Raw genomic sequence first — 19,086 nt, forward strand, 5'->3', positions numbered from 1 at the left:
GGGGCCCTCCAGCACGGCTGGGTCCCCCCGGGGGGGGTTTTCCGTGGGGTGGCCCGGGGATAGCGGGTGTTGGGGGGGGGGCTCATCCGCCGCACCCCCCCCACCACTCGCACGACGACCACCCGCACCACGACCCGTAACCGGAGGCACCGTCATGTCCATCACCACCGTCCTCACCGTCGACGGCATGAGCTGCGGCCACTGCGAGAGGACCGTCAGCGCCGGGCTCGCCGCCATCCCCGGGGTCACCGAGGTCGTCGCGGACGCGCCGAGCGGACGGGTCACCGTGGCCTCTGCCCAGCCGCTGGAGACGGCGGCGGTCCGCAGTGTGGTGGACGGGGCCGGCTTCACCCTCGTCGACGAGATCTGACCCCGGACGGGCCGGGGCCCGCCGTCCTGCTACGGCGGGCCCCACCCGGCTCAGCCCATGCTCTTCGCGCCGTCCAGCGACTCGCGGACGATGTCGGCGTGGCCCGCGTGCTGGGCGGTCTCGGCGATGACGTGCAGCAGCACCCGGCGGGCCGACCACTCGGCGTCCGCCTCGAACCAGGGCGCCTTCGGCAGCGGCTGGGTCGCGTCCAGGTCCGGCAGGGTGGCCACCAGCTCGTCCGTCCGGCGGGCCACCTCGGCGTACTCCGCCAGCACCCCGGCCAGCGTCTCGCCCGGCAGGAGCCGGAACTCGTCGGCGCGGCGGGCGAAGTCGGCCTCGGTCATGGCGGAGAAGTCGGGCATCGCGGACGGGCCCTCCACGATGAACTCCGCCCACAGCCGCTCCACCGTGGTCACGTGCTTGACCAGACCGCCCAGGCACAGCTCGCTCGCACAGGTCCGCAGGCCGGCCTGCTCGTCGGTGAGGTCGCGGGTGGTGAAGCGCAGGAAGTGCCGCTGCTTCTCCAGCGCGACCAGGAGGTCGGCGCGCTCGCCGGTGACGGGGGCGGTGGCGTCGGGGGTGGTGGTCGTGGTCATGGCTCTGGCCTTCCGTTCGGGTCCTGCTCGGGTGCTGCTCCCTCGGACGAGAACCACATTACGGAGCATTGCGGCCACTTCCTGTCCTGAATTGCGGCCAGAATCGGGACATGGCGAACACCAGCACCCGGACCCTGCGACTGCTCTCCCTGCTCCAGACCCACCGGTACTGGCCCGGCGAGGAACTCGCCGACCGGCTCGGCGTCTCCGTCCGCACCCTGCGCCGCGACATCGACCGGCTGCGCGACCTCGGCTACCCCGTCGAGGCCCAGCGCGGCGTCGAGGGCGGCTACCAGCTGGCCGCGGGTGCGGCGCTGCCCCCGCTGGTCATCGACGACGAGGAGGCGGTCGCCCTCGCGGTCGGACTCCAGGCGGCGGCCGACAGCCCGGTGGAGGGGGTCGCCGAGGCCTCCGTCCGGGTCCTGGCCAAGGTCGTGCAGGTGATGCCGGGCCGGCTGCGCCGCCGGGTCGAGGCGCTGCGCGCCGTCACCGTCCCCGTCGACTGGGGCACCGCCCCCGCCTCCCGCGTCGACCCCGACGCCCTCACCGCCGTCGCCCTGGCCTGCCGGGACGACGAACGGATCCGCTTCTCGTACACCGCCGCCTCCGCGCGGCGCACCGAGCGGCACGTCGAGCCGCACCGGCTGGTCTGCCTCGACCGGCGCTGGTACCTGGTCGCCTACGACCTCGACCGCGGCGACTGGCGGACCTTCCGCCTCGACCGCCTCACCGCCGCCGAGGCCACCGGCGCCCGCTTCGCGCCCCGCACCCTCCCGGCCGCCGACGCCGCCGAGTTCGTCCGCGCGGGCCTCAGCGCCATGCCCCGCCCCAACCGCGTCGAGGCCCTGGTGGAGGCGCCCGCCGACCGCGTCCGCGCCCACGTCGGCCGCTGGGGCGACGTCGAGGCGGTGGACGCCACCCGCTGCCGCCTACGGATGACCGCCGACTCCCTGGACTGGCCCGCCATGGCCCTGGGCTCCCTCGGCGCCGAGTTCCAGGTCGTCCACCCGCCGGAGCTGCGGACCCTCATCGCGGAATGGTCCACCCGCTTCGGCCGGGCGGCGGAAGGCGCCGCGGAGGAGTAGGAAGTCGGCCCGATCGACTTTCGGTGCGGGATTGTCGGTGTGGTGGTTCATGCTGCCAGGCGTGAACGAGGACGAGTTCTGGCGGCTCATCGAGGAGTGTCGACCGGCCTGGCCCGACCCCGATGCGGAACGGCTCGCTGCCGCGCTGGAGGGGCGGCTGACGGCCGCCGGGCTGCCCGCCTGCATCGGGTTCGCCGAACAGCTGGCCACCGTCCTGTACCGGCTCGATCGCCGGGAGTACGGCGTCGACCTGTCGGGCGATGCATTCCTGTACACCCGCGCGGCCGTCGTCGCCGCAGGCCGGGCCGAGTACGAGGCCGTGCTGGGCGACCCGGCCCGGTTCCACCCGTACGCCAGCGACCTGGTCTGGGCCGAGCCCCTGCTGCACGTCCCCGACCGGGCCCACCGGCGCCTCACCGGGCGCGAGTGGGGGCGCTCCACGCGCCACAGCTACGAGTCGTTCTCGAACGCTGAGGGCTGGGCCGGCCGTTGAGCCACGGAACAGGAAGTCGGCCCGATCGACTTCCTGTGCGGGGTGGGGCTGTGGTGGGGTGGTCCTCCCGTGGGGTGGGGCTGGAACTGCCGGGATTCGTACGGTCGTTACGCTGGCCGGTGGGGTGGATAGGGGTGGGTGTGGGGCGGGTCAGGGTGTGGCGGGTCAGGAGGGTGTTCCGGGAGGCGGACCACAGGTACGTGCGGGCGGCGGAGCTGAGGCTGGAGGGGGTGTTCCAGCTCCTCACCCTGTCGGGGAGGCGGCGGGCTCGGCGGCTGCCGCTCGTACGTCGGCAGTGGCTGCGGGCGGTGGAGGAGGATGCGGACCTGGCGCTGACGGCGCTCGCCGACGCGGTGGTGGACGGGTTGGACGTGGCGACCGGCGAGTTCGTCGACGAGGCGCTGGCCCGGTGGGTCCGTTCCGGGCGGCAGGGCCGTTTGCAGCGAGGTGCCTACGAACGGTTGCGGGAGGCCCTGGCCACGACCGGCCGGTCGCTGGCCGCCCGGCTGACCGACCTGTACCGGGGGGAACCGGCGCTTCGGGAGCACCGCAGTGCCCCGGAGGTGCGCGACATGCTGATGGAGTACCACCCGGAGCACCCGCCGATGGAGCTGCTGATGGCGGTGGGCCCGCTGGGTTCGGAGGCGGACTGGTGGTGCGATCTCGGGTACCGGGCGGTCGAGGACGGTGACCTGGAGCTGGCCGACCGGCACTTCGCCCGGTCGCACGACCTCGGTTGTCCGCACGTGCGGAAGCGGGTGGTGTACCTCGCTCTGCTGCGGGTGGCGGAGGTCGGCGACCGGGTGCAGGTGCGCGACGCCCTCAGGACGGCCCGTGAGCTGCATCCCGCCCTCGACCACGAGCAGTTGTTCTACCTGGATTGCCGGGCCGTCCTCGCCGGTGCGGAGCCGGACGTGGCGGCGATGGTGCGGTTGCGGGTGGACCGCCCCGACCTGCGTCAGCTGTGGCTGGCCCAGCACTTCCTCCGGGTCGGGAACCCCGTCGTGGCCCGGGCCAGGTTGCGTTCGTGCGTGCGGAAGGCCGGGAAGCTGACCCAGGACCGGTACTGGCACCTGGACAGGCGTGACGACGATCCCGATCCGTCCGACGTCCTGCGCACGGCCAAGGCCCAACTGGCCCGGCAGGACGGGCGTCGCCAGGACGGGCGTGAGGCGGCGGGCCCGGACGCGCGCCTGCTGCCGTCGGTGCACCGGTTCGACCCGGGCTATCTGCACGAGGCGCCGCCGGAGCCGTAGTGGCGGCGGGCCGCCGCCACTACGGGGCGATGGACTCGATGGTGGCGCGCAGGCGTCCGAGTACGGCGGGGAGTTCGGGCAGCGGGGGGTTGGCGAGGGCGAGGCGGATGGCGTTGGGGTGGTGGGGGCCGGTGGCGAAGGCGTCGGCGGTGGAGACGAGGATGCCCTCGGCGGCGAGCAGGGCGGCGACCCGGTCGGGGCGCTGGTGGGGTTCCAGGGTGAGCCACTGGATGTAGGAGGCGGGGTGGGCGGTGACGGCGAGGCCGGCCAGGGCGGTGCGGGCGAGCCGTTGGCGCTCGGCGGCGTCGGCGCGGCGCCGGGCTTCGAGGCGGGTGACGGTGCCGTCGGCGAGCCAGCCGGTGGCGAGGGCGGTGATCAGGCCGGGGGCGCCCCAGGCGGCGGCGCGCAGCTGGGTGGTGGCGGAGCGCAGGTGGCGGTCGGGGAGGACGGCGAAGCCGAACCGCAGGCCGGGGGCGACGTTCTTGGACAGGCCGGCGACGTAGCAGGTGCGGTCGGGGGCGAGGGCGTGCAGCGGCGGGGGCGGTGAGGCCTCCAGGAAGGCGTAGGTGCCGTCCTCGATCAGGGTGCAGTCGTGGGCGGCGGCGAGGGCCGTGAGGCGTTGCCGCTGGCCGCGGTCGAGCACCCAGCCGAGCGGGTTGTGGACGGTCGGGACGGTGTAGACCGCGCGGACCGGGCGGCTGCGGCAGAGCCGGTCGAGGGCGTCGAGGTCGGGCCCGGTGGGGGTGACGGGCACGGGGGCGAGGTCCAGTCCGTGCGCGGCGGCGAGGAGTTTGACGCCCGGGTAGCTGAGCGCGTCGACGGCGAGGACGTCGCCGGGGCGGGTGAGGGTGCGCAGGACGCAGTCGAGGGCCTGCTGGGCGCCGCTGGTGAGCAGGACGTTGTCGGGGGCGGTGTCGACGCCGCGGTCCAGCAGGTAGCGGGCGACGGTCGCCCGGTCGTGCCGGTGGCCGCCGGGCGGGTGCTGGCGCAGCAGGGCCTCGGCGTCGCCGGAGGAGGCGAGGGCGCGCAGCGCCCGGCGCAGCTGGTCGCCCTGGTCGGGGGCGAGCGGCTGGTTGAAGGAGAGGTCGGCGGTGCGGGGCACCGGGAGGACGCGGGAGGGTTCGAGGCCGTCGTAGCCGGAGCGGACCCGGACGAAGGTGCCGCGGCCCTGCTCGCCCACGACCAGCCCGGCGGCGCCGAGTTCGGCGTAGACGCGGGTGGCGGTGGCGAGCGCGATGCCGCGGTCGCGGGCGAGGGCGCGGTGGGTCGGCAGCCGGGTGCCGGCGGGCAGGGCGCCGGAGCGGATCGCGGCGGCGTACTCGTCGACGACGGCCTTGTAGGAGGGAGGTCGCACGGGGGCCTGCCGTTCCGTGGTTCGAAGGCGTGGGCGGGGGAGGGGGAAGTGTATCCAGGACAATTACTGGATTGTCCTGGACCACCTTTCCTAGCCTCGCTCGGGCAGTGACCGAAGCGACCACGTCGAAAGGGAACCAGCGGCTATGACCGTCCACAGCGAGCGGGACCAGCACGTCGTCACCCTCACCATCGACCGGGAGAAGAAGCTCAACGCCCTCGACTACCCGACGATCGACGCGCTGCTCGCCGCACTCGACCGGATCGACGCCGACGACAGCGTCCGCGCCGTCATCCTGACCGGGGCCGGGCAGCGGGCGTTCAGCGCGGGCGCGGACATCCCGTCGCTGGCGGCCAGCATCGCGGGCGGGCCGGAGCGGGCGCTGCGCGAGTTCGTCCGCCGCGGCCACACCCTGACCCGGCGGATCGAGGAGTTCCCCAAGCCGGTCATCGTCGCGGTCAACGGGCTGGCGTACGGCGGGGGTTGCGAGCTCACCGAGGCGGCGCCGCTGGCGATCGCGGCGGAGCACGCCAGCTTCGCCAAGCCGGAGATCGCGCTCGGCTTCCCGCCGCCCTTCGGCGGCTCGCAGCGGCTGCCGCGCCACGTGGGCCGCAAGCGCGGCCTGGAGCTGATCCTCACCGGGGACCCGGTCCCGGCCGCCCGGGCGGCCGAGCTGGGCCTGGTCAACGCGGTCGTCCCGGCCGGTGAACTGCTCGACGAGGCACGGGACCTGGCGGACCGCATCATCCGGTACGCGCCGACCGCGGTGGCCGCCTGCCTGCGGGCGGTCACCCGCGGGATCAACCTGCCGATCGACGAGGGCCTCGCGGTGGAGGCGGCGGCCTTCGCCGCCACCGTGCCGACGGACGGTGTGCGGGACGGGATCCGGCGGTTCCTCGACCGGACCTGAGGCCGGATATTCGCTTGGCCGACGGTGGCGGGCCGGGCGATCATGGCGGGATGTCCGATCTGTTCGAGCGGGTAGCCGCCTTCCACGTCGCCTTCGCCCGCCGCCAGGCGGCCGAGGTCATCGAACTGCCGGAGTTCCCAGGGGTCTTCGCCGTACGGAACCCCGAGTTCGTGGGCTCCCACGAGCACAACCAGCTGATCGTCACCGGGCCGGGCACCGACCCGGCGGCCCTGCCGGGGCTGGCGGCGCGCTGGCTCGGGCAGCGCCGGCAGTACGCGATCACCGTGCTGGACGAGGCGTGGGGCGAGCGGGCCGCGCCGGTACTGGCCGGGGCCGGGTACGCGCGCAGCGCCGTGGTGGTCATGGCCAGGGGCACGGCGGGCTGCGCACTGCCCGAACCGGCCGCCCTGCCGACGGAGTTCGCCGAACTGCGGGAGCCCGTCCTGCGGCAGCAGCGGGAGTGGTACGAGGAGGCGGAGCTGCTCCGCCAGCTCACCGACCGCCGACCGGCCAGGCGGCGCGGCGCCGAGCAGGTGCACTTCCTGGCGGCCCGGGCGGCGGACGGCGAGGTGGCCGCCTGGGTCGACCTCTACCTCGAACCGGCCGCCGGGCTGGCGCAGTTGGAGGACCTGGTCACCGCGATCCCGCACCGCGGGGCCGGTCACGGGGACACCCTGCTGGCCAGCGGCCTGGCCCTGGCGGCGGCGGCCGGGATCCCGCGGCTGTTCCTGCTCGCGGACGCGGTCGACTGGCCGCGCACGTGGTACGCGCGCCGGGGCTTCGTCGAGATCGGCCGCAACCTGTCCTTCCAGACGAGCTGACGACCGGGGGACAGGCGATTGGACGGTGACCTGAACACGGAACGGGCCCTGCCCCGTGACCTGATGGCCGTCGACACCCCGGCGCTGCTGCGACTGGAGGAGCGCGCCGTGGATCTCGGCCTCTCCCAGCGGCTGGACCCGGCGTGGCTGAGGGCGCACGCGGCGCCCGACGGGCGGCACTACCTGCGGGCGGCGCTGTGGCACGGGCTGTCCCACCGTCCCGAACTGCCGGCCCGGTTGCGCTGCGAGCTGGTGCTGGAACTGCGGACCGGCGAGCAGGTGCTGAGCCTGCTGGACGTCCTGCCCGAGGAGTTCGCGCGGCTGTCGGCGGTGACGTCCCGCGACGAGGGCCTGCCGGTGGCCCGTCTCCTGGGCGGCGGCGGGCTGCGGTCGGTCAGGGAGTACTCGGGCGGGGAGTAGCCGGCCGGGGCGCGGGCGGCGTACGACAGGGGGCCGCGGGGCTGACCGGCCCGGCCGCCGCCCGCCCGCAGTGGTCGGCGACGGTGTCCGCGAAGGCCCGGGCGAGCGGTCCCAGGGTGAGCCACTCGCGCGCGGCCCAGCCGACGGTGAGGCCCGGGAGGTCGGGCAGCGGGACCAGCCGGAGCCCGGGGTGGCCGGGGCCCTGCCACTCGGGGAGCGCGGGGACGACGGCGTGGCCGAGGCCGAGTTCGGCGAGCAGGATGGCCGTGTCCCAGTCGGTGACGCTGGTGTCGAAGACCGGGCGGATGCCCGACTTGCCGAGCCAGTCGTCCAGTTGGGAGCGGGAGACCGAGTTCTGCGGCAGTCCGATGAGCCGGGCGTCCTGGAGGTCGGCGGGTTCGATGCGTTCCCGGGCGGCGAGCGGGTCGGCGGCCGCCACGGCGAGCACCCACGGCAGGTCGGCGACGGGACGCTGCTCGATGCCGCGGACGGGCGTGCCCAGGGTGATCCAGGCCAGGTCGACCTGGCCGGCGGTGAGCGCGTCCAGACAGCTGCGGCTGGAGACGCCGGTCTGGAACTCCAGGCTGACCTGCGGGAACCGTTCGCGGAAGTCGACCACGGCGGCGGACATGAAGTGCCGGATGCTGGTGGCGCCGGTGGTGATCCGCACCGATCCGCCCTCGCCGCGGGCGAGTTCGGCGATGGTGCGCAGCGCGTGGTCGATGCCGCCCAGTCCGTTGGCCACGGCGGTCTGCAGGTGGCGTCCGGCCTGGGTGGGCACCACGCCGCGCGGGTGCCGATCGATCAGGGTGAGGCCCAGCTCGCGCTCCAGCCGCTTCACGTGCTGGCTGACGGCGGACTGGCTGCACGCCAGGTCGCGGGCGACGGCGCTGAGCGAGCCGGCCCGGCAGACGGCGGCGAAGACGCGGAGGTCGTCGAGGGTCACGAACGCCCAGGGTACTGCCGGGTCCGGGACGGCACGAGAAGGGGCCCGACCCAAGCCCGACCTTGGAAGTTCCCCAGGAAATCAGCGGATTGACTTGGAAGTCCGGCAGCCTCGATCATCGACGGCAGGGCCCGCAGGAGGGCGGCAACCCGCCCGCTGCCTTCGCGGCGCTCCGGACGCGTAGAGGCGGGGGCGGGGCGGGTGCCGACCCGTAGGTACCCGCGGGCCCACGGTCACGTCGGGCAGTGGAGGGGAACGGAACATGCGGTACGCCGATGGTCCCGGTACGGACTGCGAGGTGTTCGTCCGGGCGGAGGTGGAGCGGGTCTGGGCGCTGGTCACCGACATCGCGCTGCCCGCCCGGCACAGCCCGGAGCTCCAGCGGACCGCCTGGCTGGACGGCGCGGCCGGCGCGGACGGCCCCGCGCCGGGCGCCCGCTTCGAGGGGTACAACCGCCGGGCGGGCATGCCCGATTGGCGGACGGTCTCCGAGGTGGTGGAGCTGGTCGAGCACCGCGCCTTCGCCTGGGCCGTCCTGGACGTGGACGGCCGCTTCGGCACCCCGGTGACGGACGCGACCGGTGCGCTGGCCCGGTGGCGCTTCGAGCTGCGCCCCGAGGACGGCGGTACCCGGGTGCGGCACTCGGTGCTGCTCGGCCCGGGCCGCAGCGGGGTCACCCGGGCCATCGACGCCCGGCCGGAGGCCGAGGAGAAGATCGTCGCCTTCCGCCTGGGGGAGCTGCGGACCGGGATGACGGCGACGCTGGAGGGCATCAAGTCGGCGGCCGAGAGCGTGGGTTGAGGTGTCGGAGCTGGAACGTACGGAGCTGGAACGTTCGGAGCTGGAGCGTGCGCTGGACCCCGACGGGCTGCTCGCGGAGGTCCGGGCGTCGGCGGCACGCCTGTGCGCGGACCTGGCGCCGCTGACCGACCGGCAGGCCCGTGAGCCCTCGCTGCTCCCCGGCTGGAGCCGGGGCCATCTGCTCACCCACCTCGCCCGCAGCGCCGACGCCTACCGCTGGATGCTCGCCCTGGCCCGTACCGGCCGCGCCCCCGGGCCGCGCGCCGACGCCGCCGAGCTGGACCGGCAACTGCGCGCGGGCGCGGGGCGCGCCGCCGGAGCGCTGACCGCCGACCTGCGGGACAGCCTGGACGGGCTGCTGCGGGACGCGGCCGAGCTGCCCGCCGGGCGCCGGGACGTCCTGGTCCCGGCGTTGGCGGGCTGGCGGCACCCGGCCTGGTACCTGCTGTGGCGGGCCTGGCGGGAGCTGGAGGTGCACGCGGTCGACCTGGGCCTCGGCCGCGGGCCGGCCGACTGGCCCGCGGCGTTCGTCCGGGCGGCCCTGGCCGAGACGGCCGCGGCCCTGGCCGTACGGGCGGTGCCGCTGGCCCGGGTGGAGGCCGAGGACCTCGGCCTCGGCTGGGCGATCGGCGGGACGGGCCCGGTGGTGAGCGGTCCCGGGCACGCGCTGCTCGCCTGGTTCGCCGGGCGCGGCCCGCTGGCGGCCCTGCGGGTGGACGGCGGGCTGCCGGCGCCCGCGGTGCTGCCGGCCTGGCCGTTGCCGCCGGTGCCCGGCTGGGGGTGAGGTCCGCTCAGGAGGCGGAGGCGGAGGCGGAGGCGGAGGCGGAGGCGGAGGCGGAGGCGGAGGCGGAGGCGCGGGCGCGGGCGGGGGCGTCGGAGGGCGGGTGCCCGGCATCAGCACGGGTGATGCCGGTGACCGGCCAGGGGCTGTTCGGGACGGGCCCGGAGGAGCGGAACGGCGTACGGCGGGGTCGACCGATCGGTTGATCCCGCCGTACGCCGTTCACCAGGAGAGTGGGTAGCGGACCGGGTGTCCGCCGATCCGGCCCGGCAGCAGGCCGACGGCGACCAGCAGGGTGGTGGCCAGGACGAGCAGCGGCAGGAAGGGCACGGGGTGCGGGGCTTGCAGGACCACGATGACGGCGGTGGCCGCCGCGGGGGAGTGCGAGAGGTGGGTGAGCAGCATCGCGCCGAGCGCGAGTCCGGCGGCGATCGCCGCGCCCCAGGCGGTGCTGCCGGTGACGGCCAGGGTGGCGTAGCCGAGCGTGGCGGACAGCAGCTGGCCGCCGATCAGGTTGCGCGGCTGGGAGATCGGCAGCCCGGGTGCGCCGTGCACCAGTGCGGCGCTGGCCGCCAGGGGCGGGATCAGCAGCGGCTGGTGGAGCAGCACGCCGATCCCGACCAGCACGAGCAGGGCGCCGACGGCGTAGACGGAGTCCCGCAGCACGTGCAGCGGGTGCGGCCGCGGGCGGGCGCCGGTGGCGGGCGGTATGCCGGGGGCGGGCGGTGGGGACGGCGGGGCGGGCATGTGCGGGTGGCTCCGGGTGGAAGACGGGGGACCCGCCGATGATAAACAGACTGTTGAAGGAGAGGTAGGACGTTTTGCCTGCTGGGCACATAGTCGAGACGGGATCCGAGGAGCACCACGTGATCGCACCCACCCCACCGGCCGTCACCGTCTTCCGGGACGTCCGCCCCTTCGGCGCCGCCGAGGCCGTCGACCTGGTCGCCGTGGACGGCGTCCTCGCCGAGCGCGTCCCGGACGGCGCGGCGCCGCAGATCGTCGAGGGCGCCGGCCGGATCGCCCTGCCCACCCTGGTCGACGCCCACATCCACCCCGACAAGACCGCCTGGGGCGAGCCCTGGTACAGCCGCCGCCCGGCCGGCTCGCTGCCCGAGTACGTCCAGGGCGACGTCGAGCTCCACCGGCGGCAGCGCACCCCGCTCGCCGAGCGGGCCCACCGGCTGCTCGCCCACGCGGTGACCCGTGGCACCCGGGCCGTCCGTGCCCACGTGGACGTCGCGCCCGCCTTCGGCCTGGCCGGGGTCACCGGGCTCGCCGAGGTGCGGGAGCGGCTGGCGGGCGCGCTGGACCTCCAGCTGGTCGCCTTCCCCCAGCACGGGGTGCGGCGCACGCCCGGGGCGGGTGAGCTGCTGGCCGAGGCGGCCGCGAGCGGGCTGATCGACGCGATCGGCGGAATCGACCCGGCCGGGTTCGACGGCGGCCCGGACGGCACCGGCCCCGCCCAGCTGGACCTGCTCTTCGGCCTGGCCGAACAGTACGGCCTGCGGCTCGACATCCACCTCCACGACCGGGGTGAGCGCGGCCTCGGCCCACTGCGCGAGATCGCCGCGCGGACCGCGGCGGCCGGTCTCGCCGGGCGCGTGGTGGTGAGCCACGCCTTCTGCGTGCCCGAGCTGACCGGCCCGCCGCTGGCCGGACTGGCCGAGCTGCTGGCAGGGTCGGGGGTCGGGCTGACCACCGTCGCGCCCTCGGCCCACCAGGTGCTGCCGTTCCGCGTCCTGCGGGAGCACGGCGTGCGGGTCGGCCTCGGGTCGGACGGCGTGCGCGACTCCTGGAGCCCGTACGGCAACGCGGACCTGCTGCACCGCGCCCACCTGCTCGGCTGGACCACCGACGCCCGCACCGACGGGCAGCTCGCCGACTGCTTCGCCCTGGCCGCCGACGGCGGCGCCGAACTGCTCGACCTGCCGCCGGTGACCCTGGCGCCCGGCTCGCCGGCCGACTTCATGCTGCTGACCGGCGAGTGCCTGCCGCAGGTCGTGGTCGACCTCCCGCCGCGCGAACTCGTCGTCCGGGCGGGGCGCGTGGTGGCCCGCGAGGGGCGGTTCACCGGCTGACCTTCGGCCCCGCCCCTGCGTGGCCCCCGCCTGCCCGCGCCCGGCACCGGTTCGTCCGGTGCCGGGCGTCCGGCTTTCCGGGCGCCCGACTGTCCGGCCGTCCGACTACTCGGCCTTGAGGTGCGCCAGCGTGACGATCAGCCGGTCGGCGATCCCCTCCGGCCACGGAAAGGCGACCGTGACCGCCCGCTGGTGGGCCAGCCCGTGCAGGCCAAGCCAGAGGGCCACGGTGTCCGCGAACGCGTCGTCGCTGCTGGACGCGCCCGTGGCCGCGCACGCCTCCAGGGTCTCGACGAACAGCTGCAGCAGCTCATGGCCGAGGGTGCCCATCTCCTCCGGCGTCACGGTGGTGTCCTGGAGCGCGGGCACCCAGACGCCGCCGAACATGGTGCGGTACCGCTCGGGGTGCTCCCGGGAGTACGCCAGGTAGGCGTGGCAGAGGGCGGTGAGCCGCTGTCGGGGGTCGTCGTCGGCCGCGTCGACGGCGGTGCGCAGCCGGGCCTCCATCTGTTCGAAGGCCTGTCGCACCACGGCCAGCATGATGGCCGGCTGGTCGGGGAAGTGGCGGTAGATCGAGGGGGCCGCGATCCCGACCCGGCGGGCGACCGAGCGCAGGGTGACGGCGGTCTCGGTGCCGGCCTCGTCGAGCAGTTCGACCGCGGCGGCCACGATGTCCTCGCGCAGGCGGGCGCCTTCCCCGCGACGGTTGCGGGCGCGGACGGGGGCTGTGCTCGGTTCGTTTCCCATGGCGTGAGCTTACAGGTGAAAACTTACGAACGGCAGCTCTTGTCAGTCGTGAGCTTACGTGTGTAACTTTACGGCTGTAGCCACCGCACCGCAGAGCCGAACGGAGCACACCGTGAACAACGCCGTCGTCACCCACGCCACCGAGGTCGTCCTGCCGGGCGAGGTCGAGCCGAGCGGCCTGCGGCTGCGCACCCGCGACCTCCCGCCGCCGAGCGCGGGGCACGTACTGCTCCGGATGGACGCCACCGGGGTCTCCTTCGCCGAGCAGCAGATGCGCCGCGGCAAGTACTACGACCAGCCGCCCTTCCCCTTCGTGCCCGGCTACGACGTGGTCGGCACCGTGGTCGCGACCGGCCCCGGCGTCGACCCCGCGATGGTCGGGCGCCGCGTCGCCGCCGTCACCAAGACCGGCGCCTGGGCCAGCCACCTGCTGCTCGACGCCGCCGACGTCGTCCCGGTGCCGGACGGCGTGACGGCCGCCGACGCGGAGACCGTCGTGGTCAACGGCGTGACGGCCTGGCAGATGCTGCACCGGACCGCGAAGGTGCGCCGGGGCGGCACGATCGTCGTGCTCGGCGCCAACGGCGGCGTCGGCTCGACCCTGGTCCAACTGGCCCGGCACGCCGGGATCACGGTGATCGGCACGGCCTCCGGGCGGCACCACGACACCGTCCGCGCCCTGGGCGCGACCCCGGTCGACTACCGCGACCCCGAGCTGTACCGGCGCATCCGGGAGCTCGCGCCGGACGGCGTCGACGCGGTGTTCGACCACGTCGGCGGCGCCGGACTGGAGCAGTCCTGGTCGCTGCTGCGCCGCGGCGGGGTCCTGGTGTCCTACGGCACCGCCGCCACCAAGGACGAGGCCGGCAACTCCCAGCTCCCGGTGTTGAAGCTGTTCGCCCGGCTGGCGCTGTGGAACAACCTGCCCAACGGCCGGTCCGCGCACTTCTACAACTTCTGGGCGGGCAAGCGCCGCCCGGCGGCCTTCCGGGCCCGGCTGCGCGAGGACCTCACCCAGGTGCTGGCCCTGCTCGCCGACGGCACGCTCACCGCCCAGATCGCCGCCGAGTTCCCGCTCGACGAGGCCGCGGCCGCGCTCGCCCTGGCCGAGTCGCGCACCGTCGCGGGCAAGGTCGTCATCGTCCCCTAGTCGGGGGCCGGCGTCGGCCGGACGCCCGAAACCCCTTCTGCCGCACCAGGATTGGAGCTCCACCCATGGTCGACCCAGCTGCCGCCCGGACCGTCCGCCGCCGCTGGTGGTGGTCCCTGTGGGGCCTGATGGCGGTGTCGGCGGTCGGCATCGCGGCCGTCTTCGTCCCGCCGTACCTGACCGGATCCTCGTACGCGCCCATCGACCGGAGCATCGTCGGCTACTACGCGAGCCTCGTCGTCCACGCGGGGCCGGCCGGACTGACGCTGATCATCGGGCCGTTGCAGTTCGTGCCGCGCCTGCGGACCCGCTACCCCCGGCTGCACCGGATCGCCGGCCGGGTGTACCTGGTCTCCGTGGTGGCCGCCTCGGCCGCGGCCCTCTACGCCAGCACGGTGTCGCCGAGCGGCTTCCCGCTCCAGGTCGCCTTCTTTCTGCTGACGGCGGCGTGGCTGTACACCGCGGGCCAGGCCTACCGGACGATCCGGCGCGGCGAGGTGCAGCTGCACCGGATCTGGATGATCCGGAACTACGCCCTGACCTTCGCCGCGGTGACCCTGCGGATCTACCTCCTGGCCGGCCTGGCGCTGGCGAAGGTCGTCCCGTCCCTGACGTTCCGGGACGTGTACACCGCGGCGGGCTGGGCGGCAGTCCTGGGCAACGTGCTCGTCGCGGAGTACGTCATCGTGCACCGGACGCTGGAGCGCTCGACCCGCCGGTGGCGCGACGCTTCCGCCCCGGTGGCCGTCGCGGGCACGGCGGGCACGGCGGCCTCGACGGCCCAGCGGGCCTGATCGGCTTGACCGGCCCGAGCGGCCGTCCGGGCCGAGCCGGCCGGCCGTCGGTCAGGCGGTGTCGGCGGCGGCCGCCGCGATGCGGGCCTCGATCTCCGTCAGGATCGGCCGGTAGGCCTCCTCGTAGGTGCGCATCCGGTCCAGGCACTCGGCGAACAGCCGCCGGGAGCGGGACCTGCGGTGGGGCAGCAGGTCGTAGCGGCGCAGGCGCACCGAGCGCATGTCGACCATGAACCCGGGCCGGCAGCGCACGCCGTGGGCGTGCCGGACGGTCTCCTCGGCCTCGCGCAGCAGGCTCAGGTAGGCGTCGTGGCCGACCTTCCAGCGGGCGGCCTCCTCCGGGGTGCCGGGCACCGCGACGCCGCGCAGGGGCGGCAGGGCCGGGTCGGCGATGTCGTAGAGGGTGAACTCCAGCCCCTCGGGCGCCTGGGCCCAGGACATCACCCGCCACGGCCACGGGATCAGGGTGTAGGTGCGGTGCTGTACACGGATCACGCGGTTCCCCCCGGTGTCGGTGCGCATCGGTCCGGCGGCCGGGGCTTGCTGCCCCGGGCCTGGCGTCAGCGTAGAGGATGCCGCGGGCGCGGTGGAGGCCGTCGGCGCATCGGTCCGGCGGTTGATCATCGGGCGTCAAGTTGTCTGTACAGCTCCGGGTTTCTTGACGGCCACCGGCCGGACACCGGACTCCGCCGCTGCGTCCACCTCGGTCTCGTAGACCTGACGGGTCCGACACGAACGGCCGCTCCCGGGCCGGTGCCGGAGCCCCCCAGTCCGTCAGCAAGGAGCCCCACCCCATGAGTCCGAAGCCCGAACTGTCGCGCCGCAGCCTCCTCGGCGGCGCGGCGGCGGCCGCGGTGCTGTCCGCCCTCCCGCTCAGCGTCCAGCAGGCGCTCGCCGCGCCGGCCCGGCCCGGACGGCTGGCCGACATCGAGCACGTCGTGGTGTTCATGCAGGAGAACCGCGCGTTCGACCACTACTTCGGCACCCTGGCGGGTGTCCGGGGCTTCGGGGACCGCACCGCCGTGCGCGGCGTCGACGGGCGCTCGGTGTTCCACCAGCCGGACCCGAGCCGCAAGGAGGGCCACCTGCTGCCCTTCGCCATGAACGCCGCCCACACCAACGCCTACCAGCAGGGCGCGCCCGCCTTCGGCTTCGTCGACTCGATGAACGCCTGGAACGACGGCCGGGCCGACGGCTCGGTCACCCGCCGCTCCTCCGGCTGGCTCGGCCAGGGCTACTACGAGTCCGCGGACATGCCCTTCTACCACGCGCTGGCCTCGGTGTTCACGGTCTGCGACGCCTACTACGCGTCCGTGCAGTGCAACACCAACACCAACCGCGAACACCTGATGACCGGGACCAGCGGCGGCACCGTGCGGGACACCCCGGTCACCGACAACACCGAGATCCCCGGCGGCTACGAGTGGACCACCTACGCCGAGCGCCTGGAGCGGGCCGGCGTCAGCTGGAAGACCTACCAGGCCCTCGACAACTTCGACGACAACGCGCTCGCCTGGTTCGCCCCCTTCGTCAAGGCCAAGCCCGGTGAGCCGCTGTACGAGCGCGGCATGCGGGCCGTCGGCGACCCGGCGAAGAAGGACGACCCGTTCGCGATGGGCGACGCCCTGGTCGAGGCCTTCACCGCCGACGTCCAGGCCGACCGGCTGCCGCAGGTGTCCTGGATCGTCGCCCCGGCCGCGCTCTCCGAGCACGCCAACTACGCGCCGCCGAACGGCGAGCACCTCACCGCCCGGCTGCTGTCGGCGCTGGCCGCCAGGCCGGAGGTGTTCCAGAAGACCGTCTTCATCCTCAACTACGACGAGCACGGCGGCTTCTTCGACCACCAGCTGCCGCCCGTCCCGCCGCTGGCCGCCGGGCGCGGCAGGTCCAACGTGCCGGTGGACGGCGAGGTCGTGGTCCGGGTGGGCAAGGCCGGGAAGACCTACCACCGGGTGGTCGGCCAGGACGGCCGGTACCGGGTGAAGGCCGCCGACGGCACGCTCGGCTGGTCCGACACCCTGCCCGCCGGGGAGACCCTGCTCTCCGGCCCCTACCCGATGGGCCTGGGCGTACGGGTGCCGATGGTGGTGGTCTCGCCGTGGACCCGCGGCGGCGTGGTCGACTCCACCGTCTACGACCACACCTCCGTGCTGCGCTTCCTGGAGCAGCGCTTCGGCGTCCAGGAGCCCAACATCAGCCCCTGGCGGCGCTCGGTCTGCGGCGACCTGACCCAGGTCTTCGACTTCTCCGGCCGCAACCCCGTCTGGCCGCAGCTGCCCGACACCAGCGGCAACCGGCAGAAGGTGGTCGACAGCGGCAAGCTGCCCGCCCCCACCGTGCCCAGCCCGCAGACCTTCCCGCAGCAGCAGCGCGGCACCCGCTCCGCCCGCCCCGCTCCGTACGACCTGCTCGTCAAGCCGCGGCTCAAGGGCGACGAACTGACCCTGGACTTCATCAACCAGGGCCGCCAGGGCGCGGTGTTCGCTCTCTACCCGGCCCCCGGCGAGGCGCCCCGGTACTACACGGTGGCGGCGAAGAGCCGGCTGTCGGACGTCTGGAAGGTCGGGCCGCAGGGCTACGACCTGCGGGTGCACGGCCCCAACGGCGCGCTGTGGCACCTGCGCGGCGACACCGACTCGGCGTACGAGGTGTCGCTCTCCGAGGAGCGCGGCGGCAAGGTGCTGGAGGTCGACGTCATCAACCGCTCGCGCACCGCCCGGACCTTCCTGGTCGGCGACCTCGCCTACGGTGACGGACTGCGCGAGGTGCGGGTCCCGGCCGGCGACGACCGGACCGTCAACGTCGCCGTGGGGCCCGAGGGTTGGTACGACGTCGCGGTGGGCGTCCTGGACGACCTGGGCTTCCGCCGCCGGATCGCCGGCCGCTTCCCGTGGGACGACCGCACCGTCACCGACCCGGCCCTGGGCCTGGCCGACCCGCTCACCGTGAACGTCGCCCTCGGCGCCGCCTCCACCACCATCGACGAGCCGGTCCTGCTGCCCGGCCGCCCGGCCAGGGTCACCGCGACCTTCGCCGCCACCGAGGCGCTCACCCGCTTCGAGGCCCGGCCGCTGCTCCCGCCCGGCTGGACGGCCACCGCCGTCACCGCGCCGCCCGCCGCCCTCGCCGCCGGTGCCACCGCGACCGCGGTCTGGGACGTCACCCCGCCCGCCCAGCTGCCCGCCGGCGCCACCCACCGCCTGCTGGTCACCGCCCGTGCCCTGGCCGGCGGCCGCTTCGCCGTCGCGGACGGCGAACTCGCCGCCCGCCCGGCCCCGGTGATGACCGGCCACCTGCTGGACGAGGACTTCGAATCGCTGGCCGGTGCGCTCCGGCCGGAGGGCGGCGTGCTCGGCTGGACCGCCCGGGCGCCCGAGGGCTGGTCGGTGGTCAACGCCCCCGGCATGCCGCAGGGCACCGTCCGGCTCCAGGGCTGGACCTTCCACACCAAGCGCGAGTGGACCGTGCCCGCCGGGCAGGACCGCGGCAACTTCGGCCGTGCCCTGGGCGTCGTCGCCGTCGCCGACCCGGACGACTGGGACGACACCGGCTCGCCGTCCCGCAAGGGCGTCTTCGACTCCACCCTGGTCTCGCCCGCCGTCCCGGTCCCGGCCGGCACCGCCACCCTCCACCTGGCCTTCGACTCGCACTACCGCCAGGAGGCCCCGCAGAAGGCCGCCGTCACCGCGGTGTTCGACAACGGGACCGAGACCCGGCTGGTCTTCTACAGCGCGGACGCCACCGGCAACGACAACGCGGGCAAGGACGCCCAGAACGTCCACGTCGTCCGGCAGTTCGCGGTGCCGGCGGGCGCGCGTTCGGTGACGTTGAAGTTCCGGATGTACGACGCGGGCAACAACTGGTACTGGGCGGTGGACCACATCCGGCTGGACACCCGCCCGATCACGGGCTGAGCCGGGCGCGCCGCGCCGGTCGTCGTCGCGACCGGCGCGGTCGCCTCTTCCGGCCGTGGGCAGGGTGGTTCAGCCCGTGGGGATGCCGACCTGGTCGCGTTCGAGGGCGGCGCGCAGGGTGGCGAGGGCCCCGGCCGCGGCGGCCAGCGCGGCGGCGTCGAGGGTGTCCGCGAGCAGCTCGGCCAGGCCCTCGGTGACGGTCCGCTCCGCTGCCTCGACGAGCCGGGTGCCCTCGTCGGTCAGGACCAGCAGCGAGGACCGGCGGTCCGCCGGGTTCGGCCGCCGGGCGGCCCACCCCTGCTTCTCCAGGCGGTCGACGCCCTTGCTGGTCGCCCCGACGCCGATGGCGAACTCGGCGGCGAGGTCGGCCACCCGGCACCCGGGGTGCCGGTGCAGGTAGCCCAGGAACTCGTACTGCGAGGTGACGATCCCGTGCCGCTCGCGGAGCCGGTCGTTGAGGGCGTTGTACAGCCGCGTCTCGCACCGCACCAGGTCGGCGAAGAACCCGGCGAGGCCGGCTGCGGAGCGGGCGCCGTTCAATGTATCTTCCACGGCATATAGTGTAC

Annotated in this window: 20 protein-coding genes; 13 read left to right on the forward strand and 7 right to left on the reverse strand. The window is 74.9% G+C overall.

The window, feature by feature from the left end; all coding sequences use genetic code 11:
* Positions 1-154: 154 nt before the first annotated feature.
* The gene (locus ACFXPX_RS00960) at positions 155-370 is read left to right on the forward strand and encodes a heavy-metal-associated domain-containing protein (protein WP_375886017.1); all 216 of its coding nucleotides are present in this window, start codon (positions 155-157) and stop codon (positions 368-370) included.
* Between the two features lie 50 nt (positions 371-420).
* Here the strand turns inward: ACFXPX_RS00960 and ACFXPX_RS00965 are convergent, their stop codons facing one another.
* Positions 421-966 (reverse strand): DinB family protein, encoded by a 546-nt coding sequence (locus ACFXPX_RS00965; protein ID WP_375886020.1) that lies wholly within the window; start codon positions 964-966, stop codon positions 421-423.
* Positions 967-1,076: 110 nt separating this feature from the next.
* Between ACFXPX_RS00965 and ACFXPX_RS00970 the strand changes: the two genes are divergently transcribed.
* The 3 genes from ACFXPX_RS00970 to ACFXPX_RS00980 all read left to right on the forward strand — a co-directional run bounded on the left by ACFXPX_RS00970 (position 1,077) and on the right by ACFXPX_RS00980 (position 3,800).
* Positions 1,077-2,051 carry a helix-turn-helix transcriptional regulator gene (locus ACFXPX_RS00970; protein WP_375886022.1) on the forward strand — a complete coding sequence of 325 codons (975 nt, stop codon included), beginning with the start codon at positions 1,077-1,079 and terminating at the stop codon, positions 2,049-2,051.
* A gap of 61 nt (positions 2,052-2,112) precedes the next feature.
* A complete protein-coding gene (locus ACFXPX_RS00975; RefSeq protein ID WP_380527653.1) occupies positions 2,113-2,544 on the forward strand; it encodes a DUF4240 domain-containing protein in 432 nt (143 codons plus the stop codon).
* 230 nt (positions 2,545-2,774) lie between these two features.
* Complete coding sequence (locus ACFXPX_RS00980; protein ID WP_380638962.1) at positions 2,775-3,800, forward strand: hypothetical protein; 1,026 nt, start codon at positions 2,775-2,777, stop codon at positions 3,798-3,800.
* 19 nt (positions 3,801-3,819) lie between these two features.
* Here the strand turns inward: ACFXPX_RS00980 and ACFXPX_RS00985 are convergent, their stop codons facing one another.
* Complete coding sequence (locus ACFXPX_RS00985) at positions 3,820-5,154, reverse strand: PLP-dependent aminotransferase family protein (protein WP_380638964.1); 1,335 nt, start codon at positions 5,152-5,154, stop codon at positions 3,820-3,822.
* Positions 5,155-5,299: 145 nt separating this feature from the next.
* Between ACFXPX_RS00985 and ACFXPX_RS00990 the strand changes: the two genes are divergently transcribed.
* Genes ACFXPX_RS00990 through ACFXPX_RS01000 form a run of 3 tightly spaced genes read left to right on the forward strand, consistent with a single transcriptional unit; the run spans position 5,300 to position 7,305 of the window.
* Positions 5,300-6,064, forward strand: coding sequence for a crotonase/enoyl-CoA hydratase family protein (locus tag ACFXPX_RS00990; protein WP_375886029.1), 765 nt, complete (start codon positions 5,300-5,302; stop codon positions 6,062-6,064).
* Between the two features lie 50 nt (positions 6,065-6,114).
* Positions 6,115-6,885, forward strand: coding sequence for a GNAT family N-acetyltransferase (locus tag ACFXPX_RS00995; RefSeq protein ID WP_380638966.1), 771 nt, complete (start codon positions 6,115-6,117; stop codon positions 6,883-6,885).
* An 18-nt stretch (positions 6,886-6,903) separates the two neighbouring features.
* The gene (locus ACFXPX_RS01000; protein ID WP_380527645.1) at positions 6,904-7,305 is read left to right on the forward strand and encodes a hypothetical protein; all 402 of its coding nucleotides are present in this window, start codon (positions 6,904-6,906) and stop codon (positions 7,303-7,305) included.
* On the opposite strand, the gene ACFXPX_RS01005 is transcribed toward ACFXPX_RS01000, so the two are convergent.
* Entirely contained in the window at positions 7,280-8,251 is a 972-nt protein-coding gene (locus ACFXPX_RS01005; protein ID WP_380638968.1) for a LysR family transcriptional regulator, read from the reverse strand. The genes ACFXPX_RS01000 and ACFXPX_RS01005 overlap by 26 nt on opposite strands.
* 262 nt (positions 8,252-8,513) lie before the next feature.
* Here ACFXPX_RS01005 and ACFXPX_RS01010 point away from each other — a divergent pair, with 262 nt between their 5' ends.
* A complete protein-coding gene (locus ACFXPX_RS01010) occupies positions 8,514-9,053 on the forward strand; it encodes an SRPBCC family protein (RefSeq protein WP_375886039.1) in 540 nt (179 codons plus the stop codon).
* A gap of 1 nt (position 9,054) precedes the next feature.
* Positions 9,055-9,837: a maleylpyruvate isomerase family mycothiol-dependent enzyme gene (locus ACFXPX_RS01015; RefSeq protein WP_380638970.1), complete on the forward strand. Its 783-nt coding sequence runs from the start codon at positions 9,055-9,057 to the stop codon at positions 9,835-9,837.
* 219 nt (positions 9,838-10,056) lie between these two features.
* Here the strand turns inward: ACFXPX_RS01015 and ACFXPX_RS01020 are convergent, their stop codons facing one another.
* Positions 10,057-10,581 carry an HPP family protein gene (locus tag ACFXPX_RS01020; protein ID WP_380524778.1) on the reverse strand — a complete coding sequence of 175 codons (525 nt, stop codon included), beginning with the start codon at positions 10,579-10,581 and terminating at the stop codon, positions 10,057-10,059.
* Positions 10,582-10,700: 119 nt separating this feature from the next.
* Here ACFXPX_RS01020 and ACFXPX_RS01025 point away from each other — a divergent pair, with 119 nt between their 5' ends.
* Complete coding sequence (locus ACFXPX_RS01025) at positions 10,701-11,915, forward strand: amidohydrolase (RefSeq protein WP_380524777.1); 1,215 nt, start codon at positions 10,701-10,703, stop codon at positions 11,913-11,915.
* Positions 11,916-12,020: 105 nt separating this feature from the next.
* Here ACFXPX_RS01025 and ACFXPX_RS01030 read toward each other — a convergent pair whose 3' ends face one another.
* The gene (locus tag ACFXPX_RS01030; protein WP_380638972.1) at positions 12,021-12,662 is read right to left on the reverse strand and encodes a TetR/AcrR family transcriptional regulator; all 642 of its coding nucleotides are present in this window, start codon (positions 12,660-12,662) and stop codon (positions 12,021-12,023) included.
* Between the two features lie 112 nt (positions 12,663-12,774).
* On the opposite strand from ACFXPX_RS01030, the gene ACFXPX_RS01035 reads away from it, so the two are divergent.
* Together ACFXPX_RS01035 and ACFXPX_RS01040 are read left to right on the forward strand one after the other, a co-directional pair.
* Positions 12,775-13,812, forward strand: a complete 1,038-nt coding sequence (locus tag ACFXPX_RS01035; RefSeq protein WP_380524775.1) for a medium chain dehydrogenase/reductase family protein — start codon at positions 12,775-12,777, stop codon at positions 13,810-13,812.
* A gap of 65 nt (positions 13,813-13,877) precedes the next feature.
* Positions 13,878-14,606: a DUF2306 domain-containing protein gene (locus tag ACFXPX_RS01040; protein ID WP_380638974.1), complete on the forward strand. Its 729-nt coding sequence runs from the start codon at positions 13,878-13,880 to the stop codon at positions 14,604-14,606.
* A gap of 51 nt (positions 14,607-14,657) precedes the next feature.
* Here ACFXPX_RS01040 and ACFXPX_RS01045 read toward each other — a convergent pair whose 3' ends face one another.
* On the reverse strand, positions 14,658-15,101 hold the full coding sequence (locus ACFXPX_RS01045; protein WP_380638976.1) for a hypothetical protein: 444 nt from the start codon (positions 15,099-15,101) through the stop codon (positions 14,658-14,660).
* Between the two features lie 299 nt (positions 15,102-15,400).
* Here ACFXPX_RS01045 and ACFXPX_RS01050 point away from each other — a divergent pair, with 299 nt between their 5' ends.
* Positions 15,401-18,520 carry a phosphocholine-specific phospholipase C gene (locus ACFXPX_RS01050; RefSeq protein ID WP_380638978.1) on the forward strand — a complete coding sequence of 1,040 codons (3,120 nt, stop codon included), beginning with the start codon at positions 15,401-15,403 and terminating at the stop codon, positions 18,518-18,520.
* A 69-nt stretch (positions 18,521-18,589) separates the two neighbouring features.
* Here ACFXPX_RS01050 and ACFXPX_RS01055 read toward each other — a convergent pair whose 3' ends face one another.
* Positions 18,590-19,072, reverse strand: coding sequence for a MarR family winged helix-turn-helix transcriptional regulator (locus ACFXPX_RS01055; protein WP_380593784.1), 483 nt, complete (start codon positions 19,070-19,072; stop codon positions 18,590-18,592).
* Positions 19,073-19,086: the final 14 nt, after the last annotated feature.

The sequence above is a fragment of the Kitasatospora sp. NPDC059146 genome (genome assembly GCF_042786665.1).
Classification (GTDB): domain Bacteria; phylum Actinomycetota; class Actinomycetes; order Streptomycetales; family Streptomycetaceae; genus Kitasatospora.